Genomic DNA, 12,846 nt, shown 5'->3' on the forward strand with positions numbered 1-12,846 from the left:
TGGCGCCGAGCGTAGCGAGGCCCAACGGTGTGATGCCCAGGTTGGGCATCACAGTTCACCGATTCATCGCCCACCCCCGTCGCGAAGGCGGGGTGGGTTTTTCCTGATTGCCTGCTTCCTCGCGGGTCCGCTGGGACTTGCCGCGCATTGTCACTGCCGGGCCTCGCGGAGAAGCTGGAGCCCCCGCACGACGGGGTCTCGATCCACAAGCAGCCAGGACACAACGACAATGACACGTTCCTTCGCGCCCCTCCTTCTGACGCTGGCCATGTCCTCAGCCGCCCAGGCGGCCGACACGGTGAAGATCTACAACTGGAGCGAATACATCGCCCCTGACACCGTCGCCAACTTCAGCAAGGAAACCGGCATCCAGGCCAGCTACGACGTCTACGACAGCAACGAGACCCTCGACGGCAAGCTGATGACCGGCAAATCCGGCTACGACGTGGTGGTGCCCTCCAACCACTTCATGGCCAAGCAGATCCAGGCCGGCGCCCTGAAGAAGCTGGACAAGAGCCAGCTGCCCAACTGGAAGAACCTCAACCCGGTGCTGCTCAAGGCACTGGAAGCGAACGACCCCGGCAACCAGTACGGCTTCCCCTACCTGTGGGGCAGCACCGGCATCGGCTACAACGTCGACAAGGTGAAAGCGGTGCTGGGCGACAACGCCCCGGTGGACTCGTGGGACCTGTTCTTCAAGCCGGAGAACATGGAAAAGCTCGCCAAGTGCGGCGTCGCCGTGCTCGACAATGGCCCGGAGCTGCTGCCCATCACCCTCAACTACCTGGGCCTGCCGCACCACAGCCAGAACCCTGAGGACTACAAGACCGCCCAGGCCGAGCTGATGAAGGTCCGCCCCTACATCACCTACTTCCACTCCTCGAAGTACGTCAGCGACCTGGCCAACGGCGACATCTGCGTGGCCGTGGGCTTTTCCGGCGACATCCTCCAGGCCGCCACTCGCGCCAAGGAAGCCAACAACGGTGTGAACATCCAGTACTCGACGCCGAAGGAAGGCTCGCCCATGTGGTTCGACATGGTGGCCATGCCCGCCGACGCGCCTGATGAAGCGGCCGGCTACGCCTTCCTCAACTACCTGCTGCGCCCGGATGTGATGGCCGGCATCAGCAACTCGGTGCACTACGCCAACGGCAACGTCGGTGCCGACCCGATGGTGGATGCCGCCATCAAGGCTGACCCGGCCATCTATCCGCCGGCGGATGTGATGAAGAGCCTGTTCGCCCTGGAGTCCATGCCGCCGAAGATCGACCGCATCCGGACCCGCGTGTGGAGTGCGATCAAGACCGGGCGTTGATGCAGGTTCTGGGGGCTTGATCCTGTAGGGGCGAATGAATTCACCCCTACACCAATCGCCCGACCTCCGTTCACCCCGCCGACTTCGCCACCGCCGGCACGGGTGCCGGCTTCACCACCAGCCATAGCGCCAGGGCGATCAGCACGCCGCCCTGCAGGTGCGCCATGGACACCGACTCGCCGAGCAACAGCACACCCCAGAACACGCCGAAGGGCGGGATCAGAAAGGTCACGGTCATGGTCTTCACCGGCCCGACGTTGGCGATCAGGCGGAAGTAGAGGATGTAGGCGAAGGACGTGCAGATGAATCCCAGGGCTGCCAGGGCCAGCCAGGTACCGGGCTCCATCAAGGGGGCGAGGGGCATGGCGGGGGCGTCCCAGGCGAACACCGGCAGCAGGCAGAGGGTGGCGCCGATCTGGCAACCGAAGGCCACCAGGCCGCTGTCCATGCCGCCCGCCTCGGTGATCCAGCGCTTGGTCATGAAGCCGGCGAAGCCATAGCAGGTGGTTGCCACCAGGCAGGCTGCGGCGCCCCAGAGCAGTTGGACGTCGAAATTCACCGGCCCGGTGCGGGTCAGCACCGCCACCCCGGCCAGGCCCAGCAGCACACCGACGGCCTTGGTCCCGGTCAGCTTCTCGCTGAAGAACAGCGCGCCGATCAGAACCCCCATCAATGGCGTCGTGGCGTTGAAGATGGCCGAATAGCCCGCCGGCAGTACCTTCGCCGCCAGGGCGTACATGGCGGCGGGAATGCCGGAACTGACCGTGCCGATCACCAGCGTCTTGCCCAGCTTGCCGCGAAAACTCCAGTCGCTGCGGAGCATGGCGAGGATCACCGCCAGGCCGATGGCCGACAACAGCACCCGCAGGAAGGCCGTGGGCAGTGCGCCGATTTCCGGGACCAGGATGCGGATGAACAGGAAGCTGGCGCCCCAGATGGCGGCAAGGCTCAGCAGGCGGATGAGGTCGGCGGGCTTCATGGCGGGCTCCAGGCGGTGGAGCCGGCACGATGAACCCGCCCGGAGGGCGGCGCAATCTACAACTTGCTTTCAAATTGGCGGAACAGTTGTGGGGGCAGATTCGAATTGCCTGTGGGGGCTTCTCCTGTAGGGGCGAATTCATTCGCCAAGCAGGCCGAAGGCCTGCCGTTCGGTATCTGCGGGAGCACTGCGTGCTCCTTGGCGATTGAAATCGCCCCTACAGGATTTACCACCCCAGGGGCTAAAGGGATCAGAAGGTCTTGCTCACACTCGCCACCCAGGTCGCCTCGCAGACATCGGTGAAACCAAAGTTGCTGGCGCACTCCGACTCGGACAGGTCGGTGTCGATATAGGACAGGCCCCAGGTGACCCCTAGGAAGTCGCGGGTCAGCTTGGCTTCCCACTCGTGGTAGTCGTCCTCGCTCTTGCCGCTGGCGGACCAGAACATGGGGTCCTTGAAGTCATTGCGCCCATAGCGCAGCTCCAGGCCCACATCCAGGGGCAGGGTGGTGCCGTAGCCGACGTAGCTGTAGAGGATGTCCTGCTGTTCGCCGAATATGTTTTCGGCGTCGTTGGAGTAGTTGGCGCCGAGCTTGAATCCGTAGGCGGCGAGGATGGCGTAGACCTCGCTCTGGTTGAACTGGCTTTCCTTTGGGTAGGTGAACTTGAGGTAACCGATATCCAGGCTCACCTCGTCGGTGGCCTGCCAGTACCAGCCGGCGTAGTAGTCCACTTCCTGGCGCGTCTTGAGGCCGAAGCCGAAGTCGACGTTGGACGTCCAGGCCCCGGCATAGAGGCCGCTGGAGTGGATCAGGGTGGCGCCGGCCTGGGCGGCGGGGTCGTTCTGGGTCTGGGAGATGCCTCGGGTGCGGTAGTCGCTGACCAGGGCAAGGTCGACTTCCAGGGTGAAGTCGTCGTTCAGCTGGACGGCCTGGCAGGCGAGGGGAGCCAGGGTGAGGGCGAGGAGCGTGATGCTGCGCATGATGATTCCCGTTGTTGTGATTGTTATGGCAGATGCGGGCAAGGCTCCGCCCAGCCCCCGCCTTGCGGCGGGAGCGGGGCATGGAGCGGGTAGAGCTGGGTCTTAGAGAGAGGCGTTGAAGACTTCCTGGCCGGCGAACCAGGTCTGCAGGACGCGGGTTTCGGGCAGGTCCTTCTCGGCGACGTTGAGTACGTCGCGGTCGAGGATGATGAAGTCGGCCTGCTTGCCGGGGGCGAGGGAGCCGATCTGCTGCTCCAGGCCGATGGTGCGGGCAGCGTTCAGGGTGTAGGCCTGCAGCATGGTCTCGCGGTCGATGCGCTCGTCGGCGTTGAGCACGCCCTTCGGCCCTTCGCGGGTCACCGCCTGGTGGATGGCCTCCCAGACGTTGGGCGAGGACACCGGCCAGTCGCTGGCCCCGGCGATGGTCGCACCCTGTTTCAGCAGCGAGTGGGCCGGGTACTGGTAGCGGAACGCATCGGCGCTGACGTAAGGCTTGACCATGTCCACCGTGTACTCGTCACTGGCGGCCCAGAGCAGCTGCATGGAGGCGATCACGCCCAGCGGCTTGAATCGGGCGAACTCCGTGGGGTTCACCAATTGCAGGTGGGTGATGGAGTGGACGACGCCGCTCTGGCGGTCCTTGCGCGCCCGCTCGATGCCATTCAGGGATTCGCGCACCGCACGGTCGCCGATGGCGTGGATGTGCACCAGCCAGCCACGGGCATCGGCTGCGCTGACCAGCTCGCCGAAGTGAGCCGGGTCAATCAACAGTTCGCCCGGCTTGTGGGAGTTCTTGTACGGCTCGATCAGTGCCGCGCTCTGCGCCGGGTATTCCAGCACCCCGTCAGCGAACACCTTGATGCCCGGCACGGTCAGGTTGGGAATGCCCTGGAACTGCTGGCGCACCTTGTCCAGGGTGTCGAGGTCGGCGGGGCGGCTCTTCGGGTTGGCCACCAGCAGGGCGGCGACGTGGGCACTGAGCTCGCCTTTCTCTGCCAGGGCCTTATAGGCCGGCAGGACGCCGACGGACTTCTCGGTGGGCTTGAGGTCGAAGATCGCCTCCCCCGGCGCGGCGTTGGCGGCCGGGTCCATCCAGGCGGTGATGCCCTGGCTGTTGTTGAACTTCACCGCGGCCTCGCCCGCGCGCAGCAGCTCCTCGGCACTGGCCGGTGGCATGGCGGCGGCGACGCGGTCCCAGCCGGCGTCCACCACAAAGCCATTGGGCTTGCCGTCCTTGCCGGTACCGACCGTTCCCCGTTGGGCTTCTGGCAGAGCGGCAATCAGCTTCGCGTCGATGCCGGCGCGTTCCAGCATGGCCTGGTTGGCCCAGCCGGTGTGGTGGTCGCTGCCGATGAATACCACCGGCACTTTCGCCCATTCACCTTGGCTGAAGATGCGCCCCAATTCCTCGGCCTTGCTCCAGTAAGTGGAGCTCACCCCGGCCACGCTCAGTACATCGCCGTGGCGGGCCGTGCCGTCGTCGCGCCAGCCACGCAGGCGCCTCTCCAGTTCCTCCAGCGCCACGTTTTCTTCGCCATCCAGGTTGGCCGAGGTCATTTCCAGGCCGCCGAAGATGGAGTGGGAGTGGGTGTCGATCAGCCCCGGCATCAGGCGCTTGCCGGCCAGGTCGATGATCTTGGTGGACGAGTCGGCCAGGGCCTTGATCTCGGCGTCGCTGCCCACCTTGAGGACCTTGCCGTCGGCTACCGCCATGGCCTGGGCCGAGGGCTGGGACGGATCGGCCGTGTACAGCTTGCCGTTGAGTAGCACCAGGTCAGCGGCCGCCATGGACTCCGTTGAGGAAAAAGCCAGCGCCATGGCCAGCAGGGTGGGGGTGAAGCCTTTCATTGCCAAACCTCTTGTTTTTATTGATCTGGCGGCGAGACTAGCGGCTGGCCCGGGCCGGCAGAACGCCCGAACTGCGCAAAACCCTTTTTCCTGAATGGAAAAACCATGGACAAGCTTGGTGCTCTCAGCATGTTCGTTGCCACGGCGGAACACGGCAGCTTCAGCCGTGCCGCGGAGCAATTGGGCAAAACCCCATCGGCCCTGACCAAGGCCGTCACCCATCTGGAAGAGGACCTGGGCGTGCGCCTGTTCGAGCGCAGTACCCGACGCACGGTGCTGACCGAGGCCGGGCGGGTCTATCTGGAAACCGCGCGCCTGGTGCTGCAACGCCTGCATGAGGTGGGGGAGGAGCTTGGCCAATTGCAGCACGGCCTCCACGGCATGCTCAGGCTGACCGCGCCACTGGCGTTTGGCCGGGCGTTTCTCGATGACGTCTGTGCCGGCTTCCTCAGCGAGTACCCGCAGATTCGTTTGCGGGTGGACCTCACCGACGCCTTCGTCGACCTGGTGGATTCCGGCTATGACCTGGCCCTGCGGGAGGGACGCGGGGACCTGCCCGGGCTGATTGCCAGACCCGTCGGAAGCAACTGTCTGACGGTCTGTGCCAGCCCGCTTTACCTGGCCCGCAACCCCGTGCCGGTCACCCCCGAAACCCTCGATCAGCATGACTGGTTGCTCTACTACCATCCCGCCCTGGACCGGACCCATTGGTGGGTGGAACGCGATGGCCAGCGCCTGAGTTTGCTGAGGCCCACGACGCCGCGCATGGAGGGCGATAACCACGACCTGCTGATGGCCAGCGCCCTGGCCGGTGCCGGTCTCTACCATGTGCCGCTGTGGAGCGCCGCGCCTTACCTGGCCGATGGCCGACTGGTGCGGGTGATGGCCGACTACGCGATCGACCCCGACGCCTTCGGTTCGCGAATCCTCGCGGTCTACCCCAGCCACCGCCGCGCCACGGGCAAGGTGCTGGCCTTCATCGACTACCTGGCCCGGCACCTGGAGGCGCGGGGGTTGGCGTGAATTTCTCGGTCGCGCTGAATGTTGTAGGGGCGAATTCATTCGCCAAGATCCGTAGGATGGGTAGAGCTTGCGAAACCCATCGATGCCGCTGATGGGTTTCGCTTCGCTCTACCGCATCCTACGCAGTCAATCCGTAGGCCACGCAGCGGTCCGCGGTTTCGCGTCACGAATGAATCGCGCGCGTGCGCGGATCAGAAACTCTTGCTCACGCTCGCCACCCAGGTCGCGCTGCACACGTCGGTGAAGCCGTAGTTGCTGGCGCATTCGGAGTCGGACAGGTCGGTGTCGATGTACGACAGGCCCCAGGTGACGCCGAGGAAGTCGCGGGTCAGCTTGGCTTCCCACTCGTGGTAGTCGTCTTCGCTCTTGCCGCTGGCGGACCAGAACATCGGGTCCTTGAAGTCATTGCGCCCGTAGCGCAGCTTCAGGCCCACATCCAGGGGCAGCGCGGTTTCGTAGCTGACATAGCTGTAGAGGATGTCCTGCTGTTCGCCGAATATGTTTTCGGCGTCGTTGGAGTAGTAGGCGGCGAGCTTGAAGCCGTAGGCGCCGAGGATGGCGTAGACCTCGCTCTGGTTGAACCGGCTTTCCTTCGGGTAGGCGTACTTCACGTAGCCCGCGTCCAGGCTCACCTCGTCGGTGGCCTGCCAGTACCAGCCGGCGTAGTAGTCCACTTCCTGGCGGGTCTTGAGATCGAAGCCGAAGTCGACGTTCGAGGTCCACATCCCCGCGTAGAGGCCGCTGCTATGGAGCAGTGTGGCGCCCACCTGGGCGGCCGGGTCGTTCTGGGTCTGGGAGATGCCCCGCGTGCGGTAGTCGCTGGCGAGTGTGGTGTCGATCTGTAGCGAGAAGGTCTCGGAGAGTTCCAGGGCCTGGCAGGCGAGGGGAGCCAGGGCAAGGGCGAGGAGGGCGGTGCGTTTCATCGGGTTTCCCGTTGTTGTGATTGTTCTGGCAGATGCGGGCAAGGCTTCGCCCGGCCCCCGCGCGAGGCGGGAGCTGGGGAAGCAGAATTGCGTTGTTGTTAGCGAGCGGCGCTGAAGACTTCCTGGCCGGCGAACCAGGTTTTCAGGACCTGGGTGTCGCGCAGGGCTTCGGGCTCCACCTGGAACACGTCGCGGTCCAGCAGGATCAGGTCGGCCTGCTTGCCGGGGGCGAGGGAGCCGATCTGCTTCTCCAGGCCGATGGTGCGGGCGGAATTGAGCGTGTAGGCCTGGAACATGGTTTCCCGGTCGATCTCTTCATCCGGGTTCAACACACCTTTCGGCCCCTTGCGGCTGACCGCCTGGTAGATCGCTTTCCAGGGCTCGGGCGTAGTTACCGGCCAGTCGCTGGCGCCGGAAATGGTCGCGCCGTTCTTCAGCAGCGAGCGGGCCGGGTACTGGTACTGGAAGGCCATGGCGCTGATGTAGGGCTGCACCAGGTCCAGGCTGAGCTCGTCGGCGCTGGCCCAGTAGAGCTGCATGGAGGCGATCACGTTCAGCGGCTTGAAGCGGGCGAACTCCTTGGGGTTGACCATCTGCAGATGGGTGACCGAGTGGGCGATGCCGCTCTGACGATCACGGCGCGCCTGCTCGATGCCATTGAGGGATTCACGCACCGCGCGGTCGCCGATGGCGTGGACATGCACCAGCCAGCCACGGGCGTCGGCCGCGCTGACCAGCTCACCGAAATGCGCCGGGTCGATCAGCAGTTCGCCACGCTTGTTCGAGTTCTTGTAGGGCTCCAGCATGGCGGCGGTCTGTGCCGGGATTTCCGCCACGCCATCGGCAAAGATCTTGATGCCGGGGAGGGTGAGGTTGGGCAGGCCCTGGAACTGCTGGCGCACCTTGTCGAGGGTATCCAGATCGGCCGGTGTGCTCTTCGGGTTTGCCACCAGCAGGGCGGCGACATGGGCGGTCAGCTCACCCTTCTCGGCCAGCGCCTTGTAGGCCGGGAGTACGCCCAGGGTCTGGGCGGTGGGTTTGAAGTCGAACAGCGGCTCGCCCGGTGCGGCGTTGGCCGCCGGGTCCATCCAGGCGGTGATGCCCAGGCTGAGGTTGTAGCGGAGCGCCGAACGGCCGGCTTTCAGCAGTTGCTCGTCGGTGGCGGGAGGGAGTTGCGCCATCACCGGGTCCAGCCCGGCATCGGCGAGGAAGCCATTGGGCTGGCCGTCGGGATGATGGCCGATGGTGGCCTGCGCCTCGCCCTTCAGGCTCTTCACGGTGGCGGCGTCGATGCCGGCGCGTTTCAGCATGGCCCGGTTGGCCCAGCCGGTATGGTGGTCCCAGCCGAGGAAGAAGATCGGCACCTCGGCCCATTCGCCCCGGTTGAAGCGCTGTTCGAGTTCATCCAGCTGGCCCCAGGCGGCCGATGGCACACCGCTGACGCTGAGCGCGTCGCCATGTCGTGCCTTGCCGTTATCGCGCCACTGGCGCAGACGCTGTTCCAGCTCGGCTGCAGGAATCAACTGGCCGCCGAGGGAGGCCGAGTCCAGCTCCAGGCCGCCGAAGATGGCGTGGGAGTGGGAGTCGATGAAGCCGGGCATCAGCACCTTGCCGCCCATGTCCATCACACGGGTGCCGGCTTCCTTCAGCCGCAGTACCTCGGCGTCGCTGCCTACGGCGCGGACCTTGCCGTTCTCCACGGCGACGGCCTGCTGCAGGGCCTGGCCGGGTTCGGCGGTGTACACCTTGGCGTTGTGGAAGATGAGGTCGACGGCCGCCATGCTTTCCATCGAGGAACAGGCCAGGGCCGCCGCCATCAGGGTGGGGACGAAGGTTTTCATCGGGTATCTTCCGGTTCTTGTTGGTCTGGCGCTGAGCCTAACCAAGCCGGGCGGGCGGCAGAATGCTATGTTTTCGCACAACTTTTGTGCCGATCAGGAACAGATCAGTGGACAAGCTCAGCGCCCTCACCATGTTTGTCGCCACCGCCGAATTCGGCAGCTTCAGCCGTGCCGCCGAGCAACTGGGCAAGACACCGTCGGCCCTGACCAAGGCGGTGGGGCACCTGGAAACCGAGCTGGGTACCCGCCTGTTCGAGCGCACCACCCGGCGCATGGCCCTCACCGAGGCGGGGCAGATCTACCTGGAAGGTGCCCGTCAGGCCTTGATGCAGCTGCAACTGGCCGGGGAGGAACTGGACCAGTTGCACCACGAACTGCGCGGCAGTTTGCGGCTTATCGCGCCGCCGTCGTTCGGCCCGGCGTTCCTCAACGAAGTCTGCTGCCGCTTCATGGACGCCCACCCCCAAGTGCGCCTGGAGGTGCACCTGAACGACACCTTCCTGGACTTGATTGACGGCGGCTACGACCTCGCCCTGCGCGACGGCCCCACGGACCTGCCGGGGTTGATCGCCCGCCCGCTGACGGAAAACCGCATCCTCCTGTGCTGCAGCCCCGCCTACCTGGAGCGCAAGGGGCTGGAGGTGTCGCTGGAGACCTATCTGCAGCATGACTGGCTGATCTTCCGGCATCCCGTGCTCAATCGGCATTTCTGGTGGCTGCGGCTGGATGGCGAGCGTATCCGTGTGCCGCAACCCGTACCGAAACTGGCCAGTGACAACTTCGACTTCCTGCTCACCTGCCTGCTGGCCGGCCACGGGTTGCAGATCGTTCCGCAATGGAGCGCCGCGCCTTATCTGGCCAGCGGCCAACTGGTGCGCGTACTGCCTGAATACGAGATGGAGCCTGACGCGTTCGGCCCCTGGGTGCATGTCCTCTACCTGGCCCACCGCCGGCGGACCCGCAAGGTGCGGGTGTTCATCGAGATGCTGGAGGGGTATCTGCGGGAGCGGGGGATTGCTTGAGCATCGTCTGAAGGCGCACAGCTGTGGCGCCCCCACAGGGACCGGCCAGCCCTGGGCATGTCTACCGGCAGGAGCTTTTTTTCAAGTCAGCCTCTGGATAAGCTCGCCTTTCCCGTTTCCGCAGCCGAGACATTCCCATGGCGCAGCAATGGCCGGCCGAAGGCATCGCCCGACTGATCCTTGAAGGCTTCGACGACTACCGCGAGCATTTCCGCCGGATCACCGACGGTGCCCGCGCGCGTTTCGAGTTGGCGCAATGGCCGGCCACCCAGCAGGCCGCCGCGCAGCGGATCGCCCTGTACGAGGTGAAGGTGGCGGAAACCAGCGGGCGCCTGCATGAGGCCTATGCGTCGGAAGAGCTGCTGGACGTCCAGCTCTGGCCACTGGTCAAGAGTGCCTACATCGACCTGATCGACGTGCGCCTGGACGATGAGCTTTCCGAGACTTGGTACAACTCCGTGTTCTGCGGCCTGTTCAGCCACGACCTCATCAGCGATGGCTGCATGTTCATCCACACCACCCGGCCTTCCCTGCGCACTCACGAACGCGCGCCGCAGACTCGTAGCTACCGCCCTGAAGGCCGCCTGCACGCCGCGCTTTCGGCCATCCTCGATGACTACCGCTTCAACGTGCCCTACGACGACCGCGCCGGTGACCTGGAGCGCCTGGAGGTTCAGCTGCGCGAACACCTGCCGGACTGGGTCTGCAAGGACCCCGAGCTGTGCATCGAGCTCTTCGCCTCGCCGCTGTTCCGCAACAAGGGCGCGTACCTGGTGGGACGCCTCTACACCCGCGATGAGCAGTGGCCCCTGGTGATCCCGCTGTTGCACCGCGAGGGCAAGGGCATCCAGGCCGACGCGGTGATCACCGACGAGGCGGAAGTCTCCATCATCTTCTCCTTCACCCGCTCCTACTTCATGGTGGACGTGGCGGTGCCCGCCGAATTCGTCGGCTTCCTCAAGCGCATCCTCCCGGGCAAGCACATTGCTGAGCTGTACACCTCTATCGGCTTCTACAAGCACGGCAAGTCGGAGTTCTACCGCGCCCTGATCAACCACCTGGCCAATACCGACGATCGCTTTGTCATGGCGCCCGGTGTGCGCGGCATGGTGATGAGCGTGTTCACGCTGCCGGGCTTCAACACCGTGTTCAAGGTCATCAAGGACCGCTTCGCCCACGCCAAGACCGTGGACCGCAACACCGTGATCGAGAAGTACCGCCTGGTGAAGAACGTCGACCGGGTAGGGCGCATGGCCGATACCCAGGAGTTTGCCGACTTCCGCTTCCCGAAATCCAAGTTCGACCCGGACTGCCTGGCGGAACTGCTGGAGGTGGCGCCGTCCACCATCGCTGTCGAAGGCGACGTGGTGTTGATCCGTCACTGCTGGACCGAGCGCCGCATGACCCCGCTGAACATCTACCTGGAAAGCGCCAGCGACGCCCAGGTACACGAGGCGCTCTACGACTACGGCCTGGCCATCAAGCAACTGGCGGCGGCGAACATCTTCCCCGGCGACATGCTGCTGAAGAACTTCGGCGTCACCCGCCACGGCCGCGTGGTGTTCTACGACTACGACGAAATCTGCTTCCTCACCGAGGTGAATTTCCGCGTCATCCCGCCGCCGCGCTATCCGGAGGACGAGCTGTCCGCCGAGCCCTGGTATTCCGTGGCGCCCAATGACGTGTTCCCCGAGGAGTTCCCGCGCTTCCTCTTCGCCGATATCGGCCAGCGCCGGCTGTTCGCCAAGCTCCATGGCGACCTGTACGACGCCGAATACTGGAAAACCCTGCAAGCAGCCATCCGCTCCGGCAAAGTGATCGACGTCTTTCCCTACCGGCGCCAGGAACGGGAACTGACGGAAGCCATTCAGTAAGGCGTCACCATGGTCGAACACGTATTTTCCCGCGCCACCTGGCTGAACTCGCTGCACATGTCGGCGCTGACGGTCGCCTTGCTGCAGGAGGAGGGTATCTCCGCCTGCGACGTACTGACCGGCAGCGGCATCAGCGAGCAAGACCTCGCGGAGCTGCAGCGGCTGGTCAACCCCGATCAGGAGCAGGTGGTCTACGCCAATGCGGTTCGCCTGGCACCGCGCCCGGCCCTGGGGCTCACCCTCGGCCTGCGGACGCGCATCTCCGCCTACGGGCTGCTGGGCTACGCCATGTTGTCGGCGCCCACCTTCGGCGAGGCGCTGCGCATCGGCCTGAACTACCCGGTGCTGCTGGGCACCTACTTCCGCCTGGCCCTGGAGCAGGACGGCGACACCGCCTGGCTCAGCGCTACCGGTTACAGCGAGGACGAGTCGCTGCGGGCGTTCAATACCGAGGTCTGCCTGGGGTCGCTCAAGGTCACCTTTGCCGACCTGCTGGGGCAACCCTTGCCGCTGCGCGCGGTGCAACTGGACTACCCGGCCAGCAGTGGCATGGCGCGGCCCTATGCACGGGGCTTCGGCTGTCCGGTGAGCTTTGGCGAGCAACGCAGCGCCATCGGTTTCGACGCCTCGTGGCTGGCACGCCGGCTACCCCTGGCTGACCCGGTGACCCACAAGGAAATGCTCGAACAGTGCCGGCGCCAGAACGTCGAGTTCGCCGCCCGCCGCGCGTGGCTGGAGCGCGTGCGCAGCCTGATCAATGCCCGCCTGCAAGACCCGCCGGGGCTGGAGGAACTGGCCAAGCAGATGAACTGCTCATCCCGCAGCCTGCGCCGCCACCTGGCCCAGCAGCAGACCAGCTACCAGCAACTGCTGGACGAACTGCGCTTCACCCGCGCCAAGGAAATGCTCCAGCAGGGCGACATCCCCATCTACCGCATTGCCGAAGAACTCGGCTTCAGCGAAACCGCCAGCCTGCGCCACGCCTTCCAGCGCTGGAGCGGTCAGCCGCCGAGTCATTTTCGGGGGTAACAGACAGAGC

10 protein-coding genes are annotated in these 12,846 nt (G+C 65.2%); 5 read left to right on the forward strand and 5 right to left on the reverse strand.

The features are described from left to right. Window positions 1–229: 229 nt before the first annotated feature. Window positions 230–1,315: a polyamine ABC transporter substrate-binding protein gene (locus TQ98_RS08015; protein WP_044874822.1), complete on the forward strand. Its 1,086-nt coding sequence runs from the start codon at window positions 230–232 to the stop codon at window positions 1,313–1,315. 70 nt (window positions 1,316–1,385) lie between these two features. Here TQ98_RS08015 and TQ98_RS08020 read toward each other — a convergent pair whose 3' ends face one another. The 3 genes from TQ98_RS08020 to TQ98_RS08030 form a co-directional block, all read right to left on the reverse strand. Next, window positions 1,386–2,294 (reverse strand): DMT family transporter, encoded by a 909-nt coding sequence (locus TQ98_RS08020; protein ID WP_044874823.1) that lies wholly within the window; start codon window positions 2,292–2,294, stop codon window positions 1,386–1,388. Window positions 2,295–2,544: 250 nt separating this feature from the next. Beyond that, window positions 2,545–3,276, reverse strand: a complete 732-nt coding sequence (locus TQ98_RS08025) for a TorF family putative porin (protein ID WP_044874824.1) — start codon at window positions 3,274–3,276, stop codon at window positions 2,545–2,547. Window positions 3,277–3,378: 102 nt separating this feature from the next. Beyond that, the gene (locus TQ98_RS08030) at window positions 3,379–5,124 is read right to left on the reverse strand and encodes an amidohydrolase (protein ID WP_044874825.1); all 1,746 of its coding nucleotides are present in this window, start codon (window positions 5,122–5,124) and stop codon (window positions 3,379–3,381) included. Between the two features lie 105 nt (window positions 5,125–5,229). On the opposite strand from TQ98_RS08030, the gene TQ98_RS08035 reads away from it, so the two are divergent. Continuing rightward, window positions 5,230–6,147 (forward strand): LysR family transcriptional regulator, encoded by a 918-nt coding sequence (locus TQ98_RS08035; protein ID WP_044874826.1) that lies wholly within the window; start codon window positions 5,230–5,232, stop codon window positions 6,145–6,147. Between the two features lie 191 nt (window positions 6,148–6,338). Here the strand turns inward: TQ98_RS08035 and TQ98_RS08040 are convergent, their stop codons facing one another. Together TQ98_RS08040 and TQ98_RS08045 are read right to left on the reverse strand one after the other, a co-directional pair. Further along, entirely contained in the window at window positions 6,339–7,070 is a 732-nt protein-coding gene (locus TQ98_RS08040; RefSeq protein WP_044874827.1) for a TorF family putative porin, read from the reverse strand. 98 nt (window positions 7,071–7,168) lie between these two features. Further along, window positions 7,169–8,911, reverse strand: a complete 1,743-nt coding sequence (locus TQ98_RS08045) for an amidohydrolase (RefSeq protein ID WP_044874828.1) — start codon at window positions 8,909–8,911, stop codon at window positions 7,169–7,171. 107 nt (window positions 8,912–9,018) lie between these two features. Between TQ98_RS08045 and TQ98_RS08050 the strand changes: the two genes are divergently transcribed. From TQ98_RS08050 to TQ98_RS08060, 3 genes are all read left to right on the forward strand, one after another. After that, the gene (locus TQ98_RS08050; RefSeq protein WP_044874829.1) at window positions 9,019–9,933 is read left to right on the forward strand and encodes a LysR family transcriptional regulator; all 915 of its coding nucleotides are present in this window, start codon (window positions 9,019–9,021) and stop codon (window positions 9,931–9,933) included. Window positions 9,934–10,070: 137 nt separating this feature from the next. Further along, complete coding sequence (gene aceK / locus TQ98_RS08055) at window positions 10,071–11,807, forward strand: bifunctional isocitrate dehydrogenase kinase/phosphatase (RefSeq protein ID WP_044874830.1); 1,737 nt, start codon at window positions 10,071–10,073, stop codon at window positions 11,805–11,807. Between the two features lie 9 nt (window positions 11,808–11,816). Continuing rightward, on the forward strand, window positions 11,817–12,836 hold the full coding sequence (locus TQ98_RS08060; protein WP_044874831.1) for an AraC family transcriptional regulator: 1,020 nt from the start codon (window positions 11,817–11,819) through the stop codon (window positions 12,834–12,836). The last annotated feature ends 10 nt before the right edge of the window (window positions 12,837–12,846 follow it).

Origin of the sequence: Pseudomonas sp. LFM046 (assembly GCF_000949385.2) — a bacterium.
Taxonomy (GTDB): Bacteria; Pseudomonadota; Gammaproteobacteria; order Pseudomonadales; family Pseudomonadaceae; genus Metapseudomonas.

Coding starts and splice junctions, on each gene's coding strand:
- TQ98_RS08015 (WP_044874822.1), top strand. CDS start 230: ATGACACGTTCCTTCGCGCCCCTCCTTCTGACGCTGGCCATGTCCTCA.
- TQ98_RS08020 (WP_044874823.1), bottom strand. CDS start 2,294: ATGAAGCCCGCCGACCTCATCCGCCTGCTGAGCCTTGCCGCCATCTGG.
- TQ98_RS08025 (WP_044874824.1), bottom strand. CDS start 3,276: ATGCGCAGCATCACGCTCCTCGCCCTCACCCTGGCTCCCCTCGCCTGC.
- TQ98_RS08030 (WP_044874825.1), bottom strand. CDS start 5,124: ATGAAAGGCTTCACCCCCACCCTGCTGGCCATGGCGCTGGCTTTTTCC.
- TQ98_RS08035 (WP_044874826.1), top strand. CDS start 5,230: ATGGACAAGCTTGGTGCTCTCAGCATGTTCGTTGCCACGGCGGAACAC.
- TQ98_RS08040 (WP_044874827.1), bottom strand. CDS start 7,070: ATGAAACGCACCGCCCTCCTCGCCCTTGCCCTGGCTCCCCTCGCCTGC.
- TQ98_RS08045 (WP_044874828.1), bottom strand. CDS start 8,911: ATGAAAACCTTCGTCCCCACCCTGATGGCGGCGGCCCTGGCCTGTTCC.
- aceK (WP_044874830.1), top strand. CDS start 10,071: ATGGCGCAGCAATGGCCGGCCGAAGGCATCGCCCGACTGATCCTTGAA.
- TQ98_RS08060 (WP_044874831.1), top strand. CDS start 11,817: ATGGTCGAACACGTATTTTCCCGCGCCACCTGGCTGAACTCGCTGCAC.